The sequence below is a fragment of the Shewanella sp. genome, assembly GCF_013214165.1.
Lineage (GTDB): Bacteria > Pseudomonadota > Gammaproteobacteria > Enterobacterales > Shewanellaceae > Shewanella.
Genome location: NZ_JABSSM010000086.1, coordinates 1 through 16,875 on the forward strand (window position 1 = coordinate 1; position 16,875 = coordinate 16,875).

Annotated in this window: 24 protein-coding genes; 18 read left to right on the forward strand and 6 right to left on the reverse strand. The window is 45.0% G+C overall.

The window, feature by feature from the left end; all coding sequences use genetic code 11:
• Positions 1-53 precede the first annotated feature (53 nt).
• The 13 genes from rpsH (at position 54) to rplQ (ending at position 6,960) form a co-directional block, all read left to right on the forward strand.
• Complete coding sequence (rpsH, locus tag HRU42_RS17805; RefSeq protein WP_295033027.1) at positions 54-446, forward strand: 30S ribosomal protein S8; 393 nt, start codon at positions 54-56, stop codon at positions 444-446.
• Positions 447-456: 10 nt separating this feature from the next.
• Positions 457-987: a 50S ribosomal protein L6 gene (gene rplF, locus HRU42_RS17810; protein WP_295033029.1), complete on the forward strand. Its 531-nt coding sequence runs from the start codon at positions 457-459 to the stop codon at positions 985-987.
• 10 nt (positions 988-997) lie between these two features.
• The gene (gene rplR, locus HRU42_RS17815) at positions 998-1,348 is read left to right on the forward strand and encodes a 50S ribosomal protein L18 (protein ID WP_193633085.1); all 351 of its coding nucleotides are present in this window, start codon (positions 998-1,000) and stop codon (positions 1,346-1,348) included.
• 13 nt (positions 1,349-1,361) lie between these two features.
• Positions 1,362-1,865 (forward strand): 30S ribosomal protein S5, encoded by a 504-nt coding sequence (rpsE, locus tag HRU42_RS17820; protein ID WP_144048501.1) that lies wholly within the window; start codon positions 1,362-1,364, stop codon positions 1,863-1,865.
• Between the two features lie 6 nt (positions 1,866-1,871).
• Positions 1,872-2,057 (forward strand): 50S ribosomal protein L30, encoded by a 186-nt coding sequence (gene rpmD, locus HRU42_RS17825; RefSeq protein WP_005503660.1) that lies wholly within the window; start codon positions 1,872-1,874, stop codon positions 2,055-2,057.
• A 1-nt stretch (position 2,058) separates the two neighbouring features.
• On the forward strand, positions 2,059-2,493 hold the full coding sequence (gene rplO / locus HRU42_RS17830; RefSeq protein WP_005503661.1) for a 50S ribosomal protein L15: 435 nt from the start codon (positions 2,059-2,061) through the stop codon (positions 2,491-2,493).
• A 7-nt stretch (positions 2,494-2,500) separates the two neighbouring features.
• On the forward strand, positions 2,501-3,841 hold the full coding sequence (gene secY, locus HRU42_RS17835; RefSeq protein ID WP_295033032.1) for a preprotein translocase subunit SecY: 1,341 nt from the start codon (positions 2,501-2,503) through the stop codon (positions 3,839-3,841).
• 23 nt (positions 3,842-3,864) lie between these two features.
• Complete coding sequence (gene rpmJ, locus HRU42_RS17840; RefSeq protein ID WP_013053401.1) at positions 3,865-3,978, forward strand: 50S ribosomal protein L36; 114 nt, start codon at positions 3,865-3,867, stop codon at positions 3,976-3,978.
• 113 nt (positions 3,979-4,091) lie between these two features.
• Positions 4,092-4,448: a 30S ribosomal protein S13 gene (gene rpsM, locus HRU42_RS17845; RefSeq protein WP_144048499.1), complete on the forward strand. Its 357-nt coding sequence runs from the start codon at positions 4,092-4,094 to the stop codon at positions 4,446-4,448.
• A gap of 14 nt (positions 4,449-4,462) precedes the next feature.
• Positions 4,463-4,855: a 30S ribosomal protein S11 gene (rpsK, locus tag HRU42_RS17850; protein WP_012327241.1), complete on the forward strand. Its 393-nt coding sequence runs from the start codon at positions 4,463-4,465 to the stop codon at positions 4,853-4,855.
• A gap of 36 nt (positions 4,856-4,891) precedes the next feature.
• Positions 4,892-5,512: a 30S ribosomal protein S4 gene (gene rpsD / locus HRU42_RS17855; protein WP_193633083.1), complete on the forward strand. Its 621-nt coding sequence runs from the start codon at positions 4,892-4,894 to the stop codon at positions 5,510-5,512.
• A 24-nt stretch (positions 5,513-5,536) separates the two neighbouring features.
• Positions 5,537-6,526, forward strand: a complete 990-nt coding sequence (gene rpoA / locus HRU42_RS17860) for a DNA-directed RNA polymerase subunit alpha (protein ID WP_013053398.1) — start codon at positions 5,537-5,539, stop codon at positions 6,524-6,526.
• A gap of 38 nt (positions 6,527-6,564) precedes the next feature.
• Positions 6,565-6,960, forward strand: coding sequence for a 50S ribosomal protein L17 (gene rplQ / locus HRU42_RS17865; RefSeq protein WP_005502465.1), 396 nt, complete (start codon positions 6,565-6,567; stop codon positions 6,958-6,960).
• A gap of 663 nt (positions 6,961-7,623) precedes the next feature.
• On the opposite strand, the gene ccmE is transcribed toward rplQ, so the two are convergent.
• Genes ccmE through ccmA form a run of 5 tightly spaced genes read right to left on the reverse strand, consistent with a single transcriptional unit; the run spans position 7,624 to position 10,385 of the window.
• Positions 7,624-8,109 (reverse strand): cytochrome c maturation protein CcmE, encoded by a 486-nt coding sequence (gene ccmE, locus HRU42_RS17870; RefSeq protein ID WP_295033036.1) that lies wholly within the window; start codon positions 8,107-8,109, stop codon positions 7,624-7,626.
• A complete protein-coding gene (ccmD, locus tag HRU42_RS17875) occupies positions 8,109-8,306 on the reverse strand; it encodes a heme exporter protein CcmD (protein WP_295033038.1) in 198 nt (65 codons plus the stop codon). The genes ccmE and ccmD overlap by 1 nt, the downstream gene beginning before the upstream one ends.
• Positions 8,306-9,052, reverse strand: a complete 747-nt coding sequence (locus tag HRU42_RS17880; protein ID WP_295033039.1) for a heme ABC transporter permease — start codon at positions 9,050-9,052, stop codon at positions 8,306-8,308. Before HRU42_RS17880 ends, ccmD begins: the two co-directional genes overlap by 1 nt.
• Position 9,053: 1 nt before the next feature.
• Positions 9,054-9,740 carry a heme exporter protein CcmB gene (gene ccmB / locus HRU42_RS17885; RefSeq protein ID WP_295033040.1) on the reverse strand — a complete coding sequence of 229 codons (687 nt, stop codon included), beginning with the start codon at positions 9,738-9,740 and terminating at the stop codon, positions 9,054-9,056.
• A gap of 9 nt (positions 9,741-9,749) precedes the next feature.
• On the reverse strand, positions 9,750-10,385 hold the full coding sequence (gene ccmA, locus HRU42_RS17890; RefSeq protein WP_295033041.1) for a cytochrome c biogenesis heme-transporting ATPase CcmA: 636 nt from the start codon (positions 10,383-10,385) through the stop codon (positions 9,750-9,752).
• 378 nt (positions 10,386-10,763) lie between these two features.
• On the opposite strand from ccmA, the gene HRU42_RS17895 reads away from it, so the two are divergent.
• Complete coding sequence (locus HRU42_RS17895) at positions 10,764-11,057, forward strand: c-type cytochrome (RefSeq protein ID WP_295033042.1); 294 nt, start codon at positions 10,764-10,766, stop codon at positions 11,055-11,057.
• Between the two features lie 135 nt (positions 11,058-11,192).
• Here the strand turns inward: HRU42_RS17895 and ccmI are convergent, their stop codons facing one another.
• The gene (gene ccmI, locus HRU42_RS17900; RefSeq protein ID WP_295033043.1) at positions 11,193-12,440 is read right to left on the reverse strand and encodes a c-type cytochrome biogenesis protein CcmI; all 1,248 of its coding nucleotides are present in this window, start codon (positions 12,438-12,440) and stop codon (positions 11,193-11,195) included.
• 416 nt (positions 12,441-12,856) lie between these two features.
• Between ccmI and HRU42_RS17905 the strand changes: the two genes are divergently transcribed.
• The 4 genes from HRU42_RS17905 to HRU42_RS17920 are packed head-to-tail and all read left to right on the forward strand — an operon-like array spanning position 12,857 to position 16,462.
• The gene (locus tag HRU42_RS17905) at positions 12,857-14,836 is read left to right on the forward strand and encodes a heme lyase CcmF/NrfE family subunit (protein ID WP_295033045.1); all 1,980 of its coding nucleotides are present in this window, start codon (positions 12,857-12,859) and stop codon (positions 14,834-14,836) included.
• Positions 14,837-14,853: 17 nt separating this feature from the next.
• Positions 14,854-15,408: a DsbE family thiol:disulfide interchange protein gene (locus tag HRU42_RS17910; RefSeq protein WP_295033046.1), complete on the forward strand. Its 555-nt coding sequence runs from the start codon at positions 14,854-14,856 to the stop codon at positions 15,406-15,408.
• Positions 15,408-15,884, forward strand: coding sequence for a heme lyase NrfEFG subunit NrfF (gene nrfF, locus HRU42_RS17915; RefSeq protein ID WP_295033048.1), 477 nt, complete (start codon positions 15,408-15,410; stop codon positions 15,882-15,884). Before HRU42_RS17910 ends, nrfF begins: the two co-directional genes overlap by 1 nt.
• Complete coding sequence (locus HRU42_RS17920; RefSeq protein WP_295033050.1) at positions 15,881-16,462, forward strand: TlpA disulfide reductase family protein; 582 nt, start codon at positions 15,881-15,883, stop codon at positions 16,460-16,462. The genes nrfF and HRU42_RS17920 overlap by 4 nt, the downstream gene beginning before the upstream one ends.
• The last annotated feature ends 413 nt before the right edge of the window (positions 16,463-16,875 follow it).

Below are 16,875 nucleotides of genomic sequence, written 5' to 3' on the forward strand. Positions count from 1 at the left end.
TTCCTGGTCTACGCAAGGCCAGCTGGTAAGCACGTGTCACGGAGTAAGCTAATATGAGCATGCAAGATCCTATAGCGGATATGTTAACACGTATTCGTAATGGCCAAGCTGCTAACCACGTATCAGTAATTATGCCTTCTGCTAAGCTAAAAGTTGCCATCGCGCAAACGCTTAAAGAAGAAGGTTATATCACTGACTACGCCGTAGCAGATGAAGCTAAACCGACTCTAGAAATCACTCTTAAGTATTTCCAAGGTCAACCAGTCGTTGAGACTATCCAGCGCGTCAGCCGTCCTGGTCTTCGTATTTACAAAGGTAAAGACGAACTTCCAAGGGTTATGGGCGGACTGGGTGTCGCAATCGTATCCACTTCTAAAGGTTTGATGACTGATCGTACCGCCCGCCAAAATGGCATGGGTGGGGAAGTTATCTGCTACGTAGCATAAGGAGCTAGCAATGTCTCGTGTCGCAAAAGCACCAGTCGCTATTCCTGCAGGCGTAGAAGTGACTTTAAACGAACAAACTATCACCGTAAAAGGTACTAAAGGTAGTTTGACTCGAGTAATAAACACAGATGTTTCTGTTGTTGTTGAAGACAACGAAATCAAGTGTAGTTCTGTTGAAGGCGTTAAAAATAACGCTCAAGCAGGTACAGCTCGAGCTTTAATCAATAATATGGTTGTTGGTGTAACAGCTGGTTTTGAGAAAAAACTAACTCTAGTTGGTGTCGGTTACCGAGCTAAGCTTGTCGGTAAAGATATTGACCTGACGCTAGGTTTCTCACACCCTGTTTTACACAAACTCCCTGACGGCGTAACAGCAGCCTGTCCTTCACAAACTGAAATCGTACTTACGGGTTCTGATAAGCAGTTAGTGGGTCAAGTGGCAGCTGAGATTCGCGGATATCGTCCACCAGAGCCTTATAAGGGCAAGGGTGTACGTTATACCGATGAGCAAGTACGTCGTAAAGAGGCTAAAAAGAAGTAGGTAACGCGATATGGATAAGAAAACATCTCGCTTACGCCGCGCACTACGCGCCCGTAAGAAGATCCAAGAGCTGGGCGTCAACCGTCTGGTTGTACATCGTACACCACGTCACACCTATGCTCAGGTAATCAGCCCTGATTCACAGGTTTTGGCGTCAGCTTCTACTGCTGAGAAAGCAGTATCAGAGCAGCTAAAGTACACAGGCAACGTTGAAGCCGCAAAAGTAGTGGGTAAAACCCTTGCTGAGCGTGCTATCGAAAAAGGCGTGACTGTAGTTGCATTCGATCGTTCCGGTTTCAAGTATCACGGACGTGTAGCTGCATTAGCAGACGCCGCTCGTGAAGCTGGCCTCAAGTTCTAAGGAATGATGAAAAATGGCTAAATTTGAAGCTCAGCAAAAAGACGATCTGCAAGAGAAATTAGTTGCAGTAAATCGTGTTTCTAAAGTAGTTAAAGGCGGACGTATCTTTAGCTTCACTGCACTAACTGTAGTCGGTGATGGTAATGGTAAGGTCGGTTTTGGTTATGGTAAAGCGCGTGAAGTGCCTGCTGCAATTCAGAAAGCGATGGAAAAAGCTCGTCGTAACATCGTTTCTGTTGAATTGATCAATGGTACTCTGCACCACCCTGTGAAGGGACGTCATACTGGTTCGCGTGTTTACATGCAACCAGCCTCTGACGGTACCGGTATTATTGCCGGTGGCGCAATGCGTGCCGTATTGGAAGTAGCAGGCGTGCATAACGTTCTGTCGAAAGCATACGGTTCAACTAACCCGATTAACGTTGTTCGTGCAACTGTAAATGCGTTGGTGCTGATGAAGTCACCAGCACAAATTGCAGCAAAGCGCGGCCTCAATGTTAATGAAATTCGAGGTTAATGCACCATGGCTAAGAAAACATTAAAAGTTACTCAGACTAAGAGTTCAATTGGACGTTTGCCTAAGCATCGTGCCACTTTGACAGGTCTAGGTTTACGCCGTATTAACCACACTGTTGAACTTGAAGATACTCCTTCAGTTCGCGGTATGGTTAACAAGGTTTACTACATGGTTTCGGTGGAGGAAGTATAAGATGCGTCTAAATACTCTATCACCTGCTGCAGGTGCTAAATCAGCAGCTAAGCGTGTAGGTCGCGGTATCGGTTCAGGCACTGGTAAAACTTGTGGTCGTGGCCACAAGGGACAGAAGTCTCGTTCAGGTGGCGGCGTACGCATCGGTTTCGAAGGTGGTCAAATGCCACTTAAGATCCGTCTGCCTAAATTTGGTTTTACCTCGCGTAAGGCTTTGGTAACTGCGGAAGTTCGTATCAGCGAACTTGCAAAAGTTAACGGTGATGTTGTCGACTTGAATGCGCTGAAAGATGCAAATCTTGTCACACGCAACATACAGTTTGCTAAAATCGTTCTTTCAGGTACCATTGAGCGCCCAGTGACCGTTAAAGGTCTAAAGGCAACCAAAGGTGCTCGTGCAGCTATAGAAGCTGCCGGCGGAAAGATCGAGGAATAATACGTCGATGGCAAAACCAGGACTTAATTTAAAAAGCGCGAAAGGTGGATTTTCTGAACTGAAGACTCGCCTCCTGTTCGTGATTGGTGCGATTATCGTCTTTAGAGCCGGTTCGTTTGTACCAATTCCTGGTATTGACGCTGCTGTATTAGCAGAGCTGTTCAATCAGCAGAAGGGTACCATCTTAGGCATGTTTAACATGTTCTCTGGTGGTGCTCTTGAACGTGCTTCTATCTTTGCATTAGGTATTATGCCGTACATCTCGGCATCAATCATAATGCAGCTATTGACTGTGGTACATCCTGCACTCGCTGAACTCAAGAAGGAAGGCGAATCGGGACGTAAGAAGATCAGTCAATATACACGATACGGCACATTGGTCCTGGGTACATTCCAGGCTATCGGTATCGCAACGGGTCTACCTAACTTGATCCCAGGTTTAGTTGTAAATCTAGGAATGAGTTTCTACTTCGTTGCAGTTGTGAGTCTAGTCACGGGAACTATGTTCCTGATGTGGTTAGGTGAGCAGATTACCGAGCGAGGCATAGGTAACGGTATCTCGATATTAATTTTCGCAGGTATTGTCGCCGGTCTACCATCTGCTATCGGCTCAACGGCTGAGCAGGCGCGTCAAGGTGACTTGAGCGTACTGGTATTATTGTTGATTGTAGTTATCGTATTTGCTGTAACCTTTTTCGTAGTATTTGTGGAACGTGGTCAACGTCGTATCGTCGTTAACTATGCTAAGCGTCAGCAGGGCCGTAAGGTTTTTGCTGCACAAAGCACACATTTACCACTTAAGGTTAATATGGCCGGTGTGATACCACCAATTTTTGCGTCAAGCATCATCTTGTTTCCAGGCACACTGGCTCAGTGGTTTGGTCAAAATGAGTCCCTTTCATGGTTGAGTGATTTTGCTCTGGCCGTGTCACCGGGACAGCCGCTTTACTCATTATTGTATGCAACGGCAATTATTTTCTTCTGTTTCTTCTATACCGCGTTGGTGTTTAACCCTCGCGAGACAGCTGATAACCTGAAGAAAAGTGGTGCGTTTATTCCCGGGATCCGTCCTGGAGAACAGACTTCGCGTTACATTGATAAAGTAATGACTCGCCTGACATTAGCTGGCGCCTTGTACATTACTTTTATCTGTTTAATTCCGGAGTTCATGTTAATTACTTGGCAAGTACAGTTCTATTTTGGCGGTACTTCACTACTTATTATGGTAGTAGTAATCATGGACTTCATGGCTCAAGTTCAGACCCATATGATGTCTCATCAATATGAGTCTGTTATGAAGAAAGCTAATCTGGTTAACAAGGCGAATTTAGATCGCTTTGGACGCTAAGCTAGCTTTTACGGAGTGTTGAAATGAAAGTTCGAGCTTCCGTTAAGAGGATCTGTCGTAATTGTAAGATCGTCAAGCGTAAGGGCGTTGTACGCGTACTTTGTGTTGAACCTAAACACAAACAGCGTCAAGGCTAAAACATTTGCTCAGCCCTGTCCGGGCTGAGCAAAATATTATTTGCAAAACTGTCGTCTGTCGAGTATCCTACCGGGCTTTTCACAGATGACCATTAACTATTGAGGAGTGCATAGTGGCCCGTATCGCTGGCATTAACATTCCTGATCAGAAGCACACAGTCATTGCATTGACTGGAATCTTCGGCATCGGCCGTACTCGCGCTAGAGCAATCTGCGCGGCTACTTCTATTGCTGAAGAAGCTAAGATCAAGGAATTGAGCGAAGCTCAAATTGATATACTACGTGAAGCAGTTGCCGAATACACAGTTGAAGGTGATTTGCGTCGTGAAGTTTCTATGAACATCAAGCGTCTTATGGACCTTGGTTGTTACCGTGGAATACGTCACCGTCGTAGCCTGCCCCTTCGTGGGCAACGTACTAAGACTAATGCGCGTACGCGTAAAGGTCCACGTAAACCAATCAGAAAGTAACGGGGTAATCCAATATGGCTAAAAGTCCGTCACGTTCTCCGCGTAAGCGTGTACGTAAACAGGTTGCTGATGGTATGGCTCATATCCATGCGTCTTTCAACAACACAATTATTACCATTACTGATCGTCAAGGTAATGCACTATCTTGGGCAACTTCAGGTGGTTCAGGTTTCCGTGGTTCACGTAAATCTACTCCTTTTGCTGCACAGGTTGCTGCTGAGCGTGCAGGTGTTGCTGCTCAGGATTACGGTGTTAAAAACCTTGAAGTATTTGTAAAGGGTCCAGGTCCAGGACGCGAATCTGCGATTCGTGCACTGAATTCGGTTGGTTACAAAATAACCAATATTACCGATGTGACGCCTATCCCTCATAATGGTTGTCGTCCTCCTAAGAAACGTCGCGTTTAATTCGTCGTTTTTAAATAGGATAGTTGGAGAAAGAACATGGCAAGATACTTGGGTCCAAAGCTCAAGCTCAGCCGCAGAGAAGGTACAGACCTTTTCCTAAAAAGCGGCGTGAGAGCAATCGATTCGAAGTGTAAGCTTGATACTGCACCTGGACAACACGGCGCTCGTAAGACCCGTCTGTCTGAGTATGGTGTACAGCTACGCGAGAAACAAAAAGTTCGTCGTACTTATGGTGTGCTAGAAAAGCAATTCCGTAACTACTACAAAGACGCTGCACGTCAAAAAGGTAACACAGGTGAGAACCTGCTTACTCTTTTAGAAACCCGTCTTGATAACGTTGTTTACCGTATGGGCTTTGGTGCTACACGCGCTGAATCTCGTCAGTTAGTTAGTCATAAGTCAATTATGGTTAATGGCAGCGTTGTTAACATTCCATCATTCAAAGTGTCTGCGAGTGATGTAATTAGCATTCGTGAGAAGTCTAAGAAGCAAGCGCGTATCGTGGCTGCTTTGGAAGTTGCTTCTCAACGCGAAAAGCCAACATGGGTTGAAGTTGATAACACTAAGATGGAAGGTGCTTTCAAGCGTCTACCTGAGCGTAGTGATTTATCTGCGGAAATTAACGAACAGCTTATCGTCGAACTTTACTCTAAGTAAAGTTAACACAAAAGAGAGGACACAATGCAGGGTTCTGTTACAGAATTTCTTAGACCGCGTCTCGTTGATATCGAGCAGGTTAATCCAACACGTGCCAAAGTTACCCTTGAGCCGCTTGAACGTGGTTTCGGTCACACTTTAGGTAACGCGTTGCGTCGTATCCTATTGTCGTCTATGCCAGGCTGCGCGGTAACCGAAGTAGAGATTGATGGTGTACTGCATGAATACAGTAGCAAGGAAGGCGTGCAAGAGGATATCCTTGAGATCCTACTAAACCTTAAGGGTTTAGCGGTAGTGATCGAAGGGAAAGACGAAGCTATGCTTACTTTAAGTAAGTCAGGCGCAGGCCCTGTTACTGCAGCAGACATCACCCATGATGGTGATGTTACAATCATGAATCCTGAGCATGTTGTCTGTCATTTGACAGGTAACAATGAAATCAGCATGCGTATCCGTGTAGAACGTGGTCGCGGTTATGTACCGGCTTCTGCCCGTGCACAAACCGAAGACGATGATCGTCCTATCGGTCGCTTGTTGGTTGATGCTTCTTTCTCGCCTGTCGCTCGTATAGCCTACAATGTAGAAGCTGCACGTGTTGAACAGCGCACTGACTTAGATAAACTCGTTATCGATATGACCACAAATGGTACTCTCGATCCTGAGGAAGCTATCCGTCGTGCTGCAACCATCTTGGCTGAACAGCTAGATGCGTTTGTAGAGCTTCGTGATGTCACTGAGCCAGAGCAGAAAGAAGAGAAGCCGGAATTCGATCCGATTCTGTTGCGTCCTGTGGACGATTTAGAGCTAACTGTACGTTCAGCCAACTGTTTGAAGGCTGAGGCGATTCATTATATCGGAGATCTGGTACAGCGCACTGAAGTTGAGCTGCTTAAGACACCTAACCTAGGTAAGAAATCTCTTACTGAAATTAAGGATGTTTTGGCTTCTCGCGGACTGTCGTTGGGTATGCGTCTAGAAAACTGGCCTCCAGCCAGCCTAGTCGACGACCTTTAACCCAGATTTTGTACAGATAAGGTAATAAGGATTAGGTCATGCGCCATCGTAAGAGTGGTCGTCAACTAAATCGTAACAGCAGTCATCGTCAAGCTATGTTTCGCAACATGGCAAGCTCTTTAGTCCGTCACGAAGTGATCAAGACTACTGTAGCTAAAGCGAAAGAACTGCGTCGCGTAGTTGAACCTCTAATAACACTTGCTAAGAGTGATAGCGTTGCAAATCGCCGTTTGGCATTTGCTCGTACTCGCGACGCTGAAGTCGTTGGTAAGTTATTTAATGAATTGGGTCCACGCTATCAGGAACGTCCTGGTGGTTATACCCGCATCCTTAAGTGCGGTCTACGTACTGGTGATAAAGCGCCTATGGCGTATATTGAACTAGTAGGTCGCCCTGAAGCTGCAGAAGCTGTTGAAGCTGACGACGCTGAGTAATTAAGGGTTTCATTGTAAAAAAGCCGGGCTTGCCCGGCTTTTTTTATGTGTGTTTTTTGTCCCATGACTCAGGTTATCTACTTCTGTGACTCATTAGAGTTCACCCATATAGCCTATTATTTCGCGTTACCGATCATTTCCTGCCTTGTGACAAATTTAGTTAATTGTCTCAAATCCTCATCACGCTTGCCTATGCCTATGCCTCTGCCTCTGCCTCTGTCTAGGCCCATGCGTATGGCGGCTTAATTTGGGGCTCAACGGCTCTATAGGGGCTAATACCAGTCGGTATTAAGGTTTTCACTGTTATCAAACATGACTATATTTTTTGGCTTGCATAGAGTTGCAGATAGGCAAGCTGGTTGGGTTGGGAAACTGCTCAATAGGGGCTGGTTTGGTATCCATGTAGAAATGTTACACGCTGTGATTTCATGTCACGATTATTGCTTTTACCCCAAGTAAACTCTTTATGCTAGCCCTCAATATTCCAAATCGATGCCGCAGTTGCTCTCCTGTTGCCAGTCTATATATCACCAGCTTTAACACACCTCCTGGCGTATCTCGAATATTTCCTAGGTTAGATGCAAAGTTGGAGTCATTTAATCTCAGGGGGCGTTTTAGAGGCATAAAAAAGGCCTCGTTAGAGGCCTTTTCAATCAGCAAGTCTTAGTAACCGCTTTTTTGCTCTGTGTTGTAATCTAGCTTCTCATGGGTCTGTCCCATAGCTGCGGCTACTTCTGGCGGCATGTAGTTCTCATCATGCTTAGCCAGAACTTCAGTTGCCTGTAACTTGCCACTTTCTATCAATATACCCTGGGCGACAATGCCTTGGCCTTCACGGAAAAGATCGGGCAGTAGATCGTCATAAGTCACTATGATTTCACCGCCTAAGGAATCATGGACGGCAAATTCAACATGTAAGCTTTCAGGGTCTCTTACCATAGAGCCCATAGTCACCATGCCGCCGATGCGTATGCGCTGGCCAATTTCGGGTAGAACTCCGGTGTCTTTCTTACCTTGTACAATTTCTGTAGGAGTGTAGAACAGGTTTAAGTTCGAGTTCAATGCATACAGTAATAGTGATGCTATTGCGGCTACACCACCAATTAAGGCTACTGCTAGAACGAGTCTTTTTTTACGTCTTGTGTTCACTATTTATTACTCCGGTTTTCTTTTAGGCGTTCTTCTCGCTGAATCTGCTTTGCTATTTCAGTCAATACTTTACGCTTCTGTCCCATGCTCTGCATGACAAGTATCCCTAAAGACCCAAATGTCACACCGTAAGCTAGCCAGACATAGAAGGCATAGCCACCCATATTTAAAAAATCACTCAATGAATCAAACTGCATTACTTAACTCCTTGGGCTTTAGCGATAGTACGAACCCAAGGTCGCATACTGTTACGTGCCAAAACCTCAGATCGGAAGCGGATTAAAGTTATAGCGCCTATCATTAAGCCGAAACCTAAGATGTTGATCAGTAATGGATACAGCATCTCAGTGGGCATAGTCGACTTTTCTGTAATTCTAATCGTCGACGGTTGATGCAGCGAACTCCACCATTCGACTGAGTATTTGATGATCGGGATGTTAATCACACCGACTATAGCCAAGATACCGGCGGCGCGTGCTGCTAATACCTTGTCTTCAAAAGAAGCGTAGAGTGCAATAACGCCCAGATAAAGAAACAAGAGGACCAGTTCGGCTGTCAAACGTGCATCCCATACCCACCAAGTGCCCCACATAGGCTTACCCCAGGTGGCGCCAGTGAGCAAGGCGATAAAGGTGATCACGGCTCCTATTGGTGCAATGGCTGCCGCGGCCCAATCTGCCGACTTTATCTGCCATACCAGGCCGATAAATGCAGAGGTTGCCATACCCATATAGGCGGCCATAGACATAGAGGCTGCTGGTACATGAATGAAGATGATTCGGTAACTATCACCTTGTTGATAATCACTCGGTGCAAAAGCTAAGCCCCACACTGATCCTATACCGATCAGGGCAATCGCTAGCATAGCGAACCAGGGAAGGAGTTTTCCAGAAAGGTTATACGCTCGTTCTGGATCTGCGTAACTATGTAGCCATTTCCACATATTAGTTAGTACTCACTCTTAAAGATGCACCAATAGCAAAAGGTGCTAACGTTAATGAACCGACCAACATCGCGGCAATTATTGCGAGATGGCCATCATAAGGTAGATTTAACCCGGCAGCGTCTATGGCTGTCGTGGCAAAGATTAATACCGGTATATATAAAGGTAAGATAAGCAAGCTAAGCAGCACTCCTCCTTTATGCAGGCCTACGGTTAATGCGACTCCAATAGCCCCGAGTAAACTTAACACCGGCGTTCCTAGGGCTAAGGTTGCCATTAGCGCACCATAGCTATTACTGTCTAGGTGAAGTAATACCGCTAAAAGTGGTGCAACCAGAATTAGTGGTACTCCTGTTAATATCCAATGAGCCAGCACTTTTGCCAATACCATCAAGGGTAAAGGTTGCGGGCTGAGTAGCATCTGTTCGAGACTACCGTCGACATAATCGGCCTTAAACAATCTCTCTAAGGACAGCATTGAGGCGAGTAAGGCCGCCACCCATATAATTCCAGGGGCGACTCTAGATAATATTTTTGGTTCGGGTCCTATGGCTAATGGAAACAAGGTGACGATTAAGATAAAAAACAGCAATGGATTGAAAATGTCGCCTTTATGACGAATTGCTATCTGTAGATCGCGTTTCAGTAGTGTATAAAATGCTTGTCTGAAGCTGATGCCTTTTTTCATTTCTGGACCTTATACAAAGCGATAGTCAAGGCTGATCTTGCGTAGAATATCGTCACCGATAATTCCCATATCTTGATGTGTCGTCAAGATGACACATCCACCACGTTTGGCGTGCTCAAGGAACAGATGTTCAAGCTCTATAACGCCTTTCTTGTCGATAGCGGTAAAAGGTTCGTCTAACAACCAAATTTTACAACTGGTATGCCAGAGTCGAGCCAGGGCTGTACGTCTATGCTGCCCGGCAGAAAGATGCCCAGCAAGTGCCTCTTCGAAGCCTGTTAGATTTACTTTGGCGAGAATTTCTTGAGTATTGAAGTCATTATAACCACTGATGCTTAAATTGAAGTTAAGATTTTCCTCTGCGGTTAACTCACTCTTAACTCCTGCGAGATGACCTATGTAGAGTAGGTCTTCATTGTATTCGTCTCTAAATCGGTTTATCTCTTGATTCTTATAATGAACATCACCGGCATAGGGACGTGATAGACCTGCGAGTATCCTAAGAAGACTGGTTTTACCCGAGCCGTTTGGACCTTCAATTTGAACTATCTCGCCTTGACTAATATCAAAGCTAAGTTCATCAAATAAGATGCGTTCTTGACGAATACAGGTCAACTCTTTGGCCGAAATTAAGGTCTTTGTCATCTGTTCTACCACTGAGTCCTCTATATCAAGGCTTAAGTAATTACAAGGGATCTTAACACAATCACAATAAGGGGTTTAGTACTGCTTCATGCTATGTATCACAATTTGACGAGCTTTCAATAATTGAAACTTTTTAACATGTTTTTTGAACTTTTCCTTTCTCAATAAACATTTTTTAACCCTTGCTAATATAATATCTAATTTGTGCCATCATTGGTGTTTATAGTGTGCAAGCTTTGATGGGAATCACAAAAAGGTGAGATTTATTGCGGTTTAATGTATTCTAGTGCTGCTATAAAAATAGTCTGCCTTACTCATTGATGAGAGTAATAAGGGTAGCGTAGAGCTTTGTTAGAACTTGCATTAGGAACATCGAACATGAAAAAACTGTTAGCTATGACTGCGGTCGCCGCTTTGACTTTGTCTGCAAGCGCATTTGCACAAGAAGGTAAGGCTGTATACGACAAGGCATGTCAAGTGTGCCATAGCATGGGTATTGCTGGTGCTCCAAAAGCACACGATGCTGCTGCTTGGGAGTCTCGTCTTGCTCAAGGTGTCGATACATTAGTATCTACAGTCAAGACTGGTAAAGGCGCAATGCCACCGGGTGGGATGTGCATGGATTGTACCGATGAAGATTACAAGAACGCTATCGAGTTCATGTCTAAGTAATCTTGATCAGGCTCGAGTGTTGAGCATAAAAAAGCCGGCAATGAGCCGGTTTTTTTATGCCTGTCTTTCTAGTGTAATGCAACATCAGGCAATAAAAAGGGCCTGCTATTGCAGGTCCTTCGTAAGCGAATGTTGCTATTTCACTTGCGTATCTATGACAAGCTTGACTGTGTCACCCACTTTCACCATAGCAAGCCGACCTTGAAGATCACCTGTCTGAGGTTTGACGCTGCCATGTTTAGAGAGAACCGCGATTATCTCGACATTCTTAGCACCACTCAGCTTGACATCACCACCCATAGAAGTGCTGTCATCTAAGGTGATCGTTGCTGGTAATGTTTTCGCCGAGACCTTAACTGCCGCTAGGGGGACTTTTGGCCCTTCTGTATTACGAGCGAAGATGAACAACATATCTGAACTCGCCACTTGATCGGCTAGCTCTGCAGATATAGATACTTCGACGCTAACGCTTTTAGCCGTAGCTTTTACACTTGAATGTGCTGCGTCATCAGGCATTTCACCCGTCTCGACCTGAATTCTCATCTTGGCACTATCGATAGCATTGATGATTGCACCTCGATCTACATCCTTTCTCTCGCTATCGAGTATGGCTTGCCAAGCATTTATTGCTTCTCGATAGTGAGCATTAAAGAAAGCGTCCATACCTTTAAGCAGCAGAGTCGAAGGGTCTTCGGGGTCGAGTGCTAAAGATTGATCGATAATAGCCTGGATTGCAGGTGTCATCTGTTGATTCGCCCTATAATACATGGCGGTTGCTTTTGGACCCAATAACTCGGCATGGGTTCCAACGAGCTCCATAGCTTTATCAAAGGTTGTTATGGCGTCATTATAACGACTCGCAGATATATATATGTGGCCAAGACTAAAGAGAAGCTGACTATTTTCAGGCTCAGATTTAACTTGAACTTCCATCATCTGTAGACGCTGCTGCATTATTTGCTCGGCATCCATTCCTGCATGCAGACTCGATGGGACTGGCTGGTCTAATTTTGCGTAGGCTCCAAGTGTCGCATAGAAATACCCAGAAAGACCTATAATAACCACAGACATTAAGGTCGGCCACAGCAAACCTTTTGGTTTGATTTTGTTGACCAGAGATTCATCTTCACCTTGCTTCATATCCTGAAGCAGACTTATCTCTAACTCTTTCTTAAGTACGTTGAATTCCTGTTGATCGAGCAGCTCTTCTTCTAGCTCGTTTTCTAGAATGATGAGGCGATTGTTAAACAGCTCAAGGTTAGTTTGTTTGCGAACACCTGCTTCTTCCGCCTGCAACATCTTATGCTGACGAAAATGAGGAAACCAAATCAGCGCTAGGCTGACTAACACAAAAAGCCCAATAAAAATCCAGAGAGTGGTCATTATTTCTTTTTCACATTAGTTATAAAAAAGCGGATCAACCGCTGGCTAGGGATAGGATTATACGTAAAGATTATTCATTGAACAGTAATATAAGGAGATGAGTCAGCTAAATAGTGATAGTTGGGCACTGGTTCACAATTCGATTCTATTTTTTAAAAGTGGCTGAAACTTAAGTTTAACATCAGGGTCTGATCATAGAATCAGGTCCACTGTACATCTGTCACTGACTTGATGATTAGCCAATAAATGCGACTAGCCACCCATATTTGTGCGAAAGAAGCAGACAGATACAACAGCAAATACTAAAATGACTCAAATTTAAACCTTAGGCAGTTAAACTATTACTTGCTTAAGGATGTTGAGTGGTTGAATTGGGCGTAAGCTTAACAAATAATCTAAAGTACTGAGGAAAACTCATGATCCCAGAATTAGGACACCTTGCGCTGATAATCGGTTTGGCTTTTGCCTTCCTTTTAGCTAGCGTTCCTTTAATTGGTGTTGCACGCAAAGACCAATACCTAGTGCGCTATGCTTGGCCACTCACTTACGGTATGTTCTTCTTTATCTTCCTATCCGTTGTTGTACTAGGGTACAGCTTTGCGGTTGATGACTTCTCTGTTGCCTACGTAGCACATCACTCTAACTCCGAGTTGCCAATCTTCTTTAAGATAGCAGCAGTATGGGGTGGACATGAAGGATCTTTACTCTTCTGGGTGTTTGCACTTTCCGGCTGGACAGCGGCTGTTGCATATTTTAGTAAAAGCTTAGAAGAAGTGTTTACCGCCAGGGTGTTATCCGTACTGGCTCTCATCGTGATTGGTTTTGCATTATTCATGATCTTGACGTCCAACCCTTTCGAACGCTTATTCCCGATCCCTATGGAAGGTCGTGATCTAAACCCAATGTTGCAAGATGTTGGTCTGATTTTCCATCCTCCCATGTTATATCTTGGTTATGTCGGTTTCTCGGTGAGTTTTGCCTTCGCGATTTCAGCTTTAATGGGCGGCAGTCTTGATTCTGCATGGGCACGCTGGAGCCGACCGTGGACTTTGGCGGCTTGGGTATTCCTAACCGGCGGTATCTCTCTCGGTTCTTGGTGGGCATATTATGAATTAGGTTGGGGCGGTTGGTGGTTCTGGGATCCAGTCGAGAATGCTTCATTCATGCCTTGGCTCGTCGGCACTGCACTGCTTCATTCGGTTATCGTGACCGAGAAACGCGCCGCTTTCCGTAACTGGACCGTACTGCTTTCTATCACTGCATTCTCACTCAGTCTGTTAGGTACTTTCATTGTGCGTTCCGGCGTGCTTACTTCGGTGCACTCTTTTGCTGCAGATCCTAGTCGAGGCATGTTTATTCTGCTGTTATTGGGATTGGCTGTTGGTGGCTCATTGACACTATTTGCGTTCAGAGCAAGCCAAATGAAGAGCCCAGCACGTTTCGACCTATGGTCTAAAGAAACCATGCTGCTTATTTGTAATATTCTACTCACAGTGGCATGTGGCACCGTACTACTAGGCACGCTTTATCCGCTACTGATTGATTCTTTGAATATGGGTAAAATTTCGGTAGGACCTCCATATTTTAATACCGTGTTCGTACCCATTATCTTAGTGCTATTCGTATTTATGGGCATAGGCCCGAATATACGCTGGAAGAAAGCTAAGCCTGGCGCGATGAAAGCGAAAGTGCTGGTGCCTGCAATCGTTGCCATTACTCTTGGTGTCGCTGCGCCATTCCTGGCCGATGGTAAGTTCAATATCTGGGTCATGTTTGGCATAGGTACGGCTACCTGGGTTACGCTAATGACACTTAGAGCGGGATACGACCTGATTAAGTCGAAAGATGGCTCTCTTAGTTTGGCTCGACTGGGTCGCAGCCAACTGGGTATGATCATCGCCCACTTAGGCATAGCAGTATCGGTTGTGGGCGGCACTATTGTTTCAAACTACTCGGTCGAAAAGAGCGTCCGCATGGGGCCTGGTATCAGCCATGAGGTGGCAGGCTATACTTTCCACTACATCGAGACTAAAAATGTGGTTGGACCCAACTATACGGCTCTACAAGGACAGATCGAAGTGTCTAAAGATGGTGAGTTCATCACCTTGCTGAAACCGGATCGTCGCCAGTATAATGTTCGTACTATGGATATGACAGAAGCCGGTATCGACTGGGGGCTCTTCCGTGATTTATATGTCACCATGGGTGATCCAATTAGTCGTACCGAGTTTGCGGTACGTATCAACTATAAGCCATTTGTTCGTTGGTTATGGTTCGGCAGCATCTTTATGATGGTAGGTGGCTTCTTTGCTGCATCGGATAAGCGTTACCGTACTAAGAAAACAACGCAAATATCTAAGCTTGACGCGGAAAAAGCGAAATTGGCTACGGCCTAACTTGAATTGGGGCAAGTATGAAGAAGCTGGTATTATTTATTCCACTAATCATAGTGATGGGTATGGGGGCGTTCCTGTATAAGGGACTCTTCCTCAACCCACAACAACTAGATTCGGCTCTTGAAGGAAAACCTATTCCGGCTTTCCAGCTGGAGCGTTTGGAAGATAGTAGCGAGACAATCACAAATGAAACCTTGAAAGGTAAGGTCGCACTATTAAACGTATGGGCGACATGGTGCCCATCGTGCAAATACGAACATCCTTATCTGATGCGTTTCGCAAGACAGAATATTTTGCCTATCTATGGTATTAACTACCGTGATGATCGGGCATTGGCGATTCGAGAGTTGAATAGGCAAGGTGATCCCTATATAAAAAACATCTTCGATCATGACGGCCGCCTCGGTCTGGATCTTGGTGTTTATGGTGCGCCGGAAAGCTTCTTAGTGGATCATAACGGTATCATCAGGTTCAGATATGCGGGTCCAATTGATCAGCGTGTATGGAATGAGACATTGCTGCCAATGATTAAAGAGCTGCAAGCCGTTGCAAAGCAGGAGGGAGCATCATGATGAAGTCAGTATTCAAACTCATGGGGGCAATACTCCTGTCGTTAACTGTGATGTCAGTATATGCAACCCCAGTTGATACCTATGAGTTCAAGTCGGCAGAAAACCAGAAGCGCGCGCTGGAGCTGGCGCACTCACTTCGTTGTCCCCAGTGTCAGAATCAAAATCTAATCGATTCTAATTCACCGGTAGCGCAGGACCTTCGTCTCGAAGTCTACCAGATGGTTGATGCAGGGAAAGACTATGACGAAGTGATAGAGTTTATGACGAGTCGCTATGGTGATTTCGTCCTCTATAAGCCGAGAATGGAGCCTAAAACATATATATTGTGGTTAGGACCTTTCGGGTTGTTAATCGTTGGCTTTCTTATCGGTTTTTACTTTGTGCGTAAACAGCGTATCTCTCAAGTCGATGATCAAGAGATCAGCGCCGAAGAGCAGAAAGAGTTAGACAGGCTGCTTAATCGAGATGATCAATGAGTAAGTGTCTGACTAAGGTGCTAACAGTTACGCTGTTAGCACTCACTTCGTTATCTATCAATACGGCTTTGGCGTATCCGGGGATGCAGAAGCAGGACGACGGGACAGCTCAGTCGAGTATAGACCTTATCAGCGTATTGCCAGAAACCTATCCAATCGATGCAGTGCATTTCAGTGATGCCGATGGTAAAGCTGTAGACTTCAGTCAGTATAGAGGCAAGGTGATTATGGTAAACATGTGGGCAACTTGGTGCCCACCTTGTGTTCGAGAGTTGCCAGCAATAAAGCGTCTAGCATCTAAGTTTGATAAGGCTCAATTTGAAATTTTACCAATTTCTATCGATCTTGATGGAAAAACACAAGTAGAGCCATTTTTAAAAGAACTTGGAATGGAAGATTTCACATCTTATTATGATGAGAAGCAGCAGCTAGGGCAGGTGTTCCCGCTCGATACTATTCCTGCTACCTTTATCTTAAATAAAGAAGGTGACCTAATTGCTTTTGTCCGCACCTTTGTGGACTGGGATGACGAGAAAGCGGTTGAATTGATCCAGAGCTTTATAGATAAACCTTTATAGAGCACCCAATATAGAATTATCACTTCTTTTAAAAGGGACCTAAGGTCCCTTTTTGTATTTTAAATCCAGTAGTGGCGGTTAAGTAGCCGGGCTGAGTGCTATTAATCAGCGTTTCGATTGATAAATATGCGGTCATTAAGTTAATCGTAATATTCTCCTAAATAGCCCTTGCGCTCACATCTAAACTCCCTATAATGCGCATCCACTGACACGGCAAACCAGTCTTGTTAAACCAAGCTGAAACGCAGTCAGGGCAACAAGTAAGCACTTAGAAAATTAGTTTTCGAAAGCCCTTGACGCCAACCACGAGGAGTGTAGAATACGCCTCCTCAAGCCAACGACCTAGCGTCTAACGGCGGTGCTACCAAGCACCAGCTCTTTAACAATACGAAACAAGAAATCTGTGTGGACAC

What these genes read in the sequence shown, in the direction of transcription:
- rpsH (WP_295033027.1), top strand. Translation starts at nt 54, where the DNA reads ATGAGCATGCAAGATCCTATAGCGGATATGTTAACACGTATTCGTAAT.
- rpsD (WP_193633083.1), top strand. Translation starts at nt 4,892, where the DNA reads ATGGCAAGATACTTGGGTCCAAAGCTCAAGCTCAGCCGCAGAGAAGGT.
- ccmD (WP_295033038.1), bottom strand. Translation starts at nt 8,306, where the DNA reads ATGCAGTTTGATTCATTGAGTGATTTTTTAAATATGGGTGGCTATGCC.
- rplR (WP_193633085.1), top strand. Translation starts at nt 998, where the DNA reads ATGGATAAGAAAACATCTCGCTTACGCCGCGCACTACGCGCCCGTAAG.
- HRU42_RS17920 (WP_295033050.1), top strand. Translation starts at nt 15,881, where the DNA reads ATGAGTAAGTGTCTGACTAAGGTGCTAACAGTTACGCTGTTAGCACTC.
- ccmA (WP_295033041.1), bottom strand. Translation starts at nt 10,385, where the DNA reads ATGACAAAGACCTTAATTTCGGCCAAAGAGTTGACCTGTATTCGTCAA.
- HRU42_RS17880 (WP_295033039.1), bottom strand. Translation starts at nt 9,052, where the DNA reads ATGTGGAAATGGCTACATAGTTACGCAGATCCAGAACGAGCGTATAAC.
- secY (WP_295033032.1), top strand. Translation starts at nt 2,501, where the DNA reads ATGGCAAAACCAGGACTTAATTTAAAAAGCGCGAAAGGTGGATTTTCT.
- rpsK (WP_012327241.1), top strand. Translation starts at nt 4,463, where the DNA reads ATGGCTAAAAGTCCGTCACGTTCTCCGCGTAAGCGTGTACGTAAACAG.
- HRU42_RS17895 (WP_295033042.1), top strand. Translation starts at nt 10,764, where the DNA reads ATGAAAAAACTGTTAGCTATGACTGCGGTCGCCGCTTTGACTTTGTCT.
- rpmJ (WP_013053401.1), top strand. Translation starts at nt 3,865, where the DNA reads ATGAAAGTTCGAGCTTCCGTTAAGAGGATCTGTCGTAATTGTAAGATC.
- rpmD (WP_005503660.1), top strand. Translation starts at nt 1,872, where the DNA reads ATGGCTAAGAAAACATTAAAAGTTACTCAGACTAAGAGTTCAATTGGA.
- rplO (WP_005503661.1), top strand. Translation starts at nt 2,059, where the DNA reads ATGCGTCTAAATACTCTATCACCTGCTGCAGGTGCTAAATCAGCAGCT.
- ccmB (WP_295033040.1), bottom strand. Translation starts at nt 9,740, where the DNA reads ATGAAAAAAGGCATCAGCTTCAGACAAGCATTTTATACACTACTGAAA.
- rplF (WP_295033029.1), top strand. Translation starts at nt 457, where the DNA reads ATGTCTCGTGTCGCAAAAGCACCAGTCGCTATTCCTGCAGGCGTAGAA.
- rpsE (WP_144048501.1), top strand. Translation starts at nt 1,362, where the DNA reads ATGGCTAAATTTGAAGCTCAGCAAAAAGACGATCTGCAAGAGAAATTA.
- HRU42_RS17910 (WP_295033046.1), top strand. Translation starts at nt 14,854, where the DNA reads ATGAAGAAGCTGGTATTATTTATTCCACTAATCATAGTGATGGGTATG.
- ccmI (WP_295033043.1), bottom strand. Translation starts at nt 12,440, where the DNA reads ATGACCACTCTCTGGATTTTTATTGGGCTTTTTGTGTTAGTCAGCCTA.
- HRU42_RS17905 (WP_295033045.1), top strand. Translation starts at nt 12,857, where the DNA reads ATGATCCCAGAATTAGGACACCTTGCGCTGATAATCGGTTTGGCTTTT.
- nrfF (WP_295033048.1), top strand. Translation starts at nt 15,408, where the DNA reads ATGAAGTCAGTATTCAAACTCATGGGGGCAATACTCCTGTCGTTAACT.
- rplQ (WP_005502465.1), top strand. Translation starts at nt 6,565, where the DNA reads ATGCGCCATCGTAAGAGTGGTCGTCAACTAAATCGTAACAGCAGTCAT.
- rpoA (WP_013053398.1), top strand. Translation starts at nt 5,537, where the DNA reads ATGCAGGGTTCTGTTACAGAATTTCTTAGACCGCGTCTCGTTGATATC.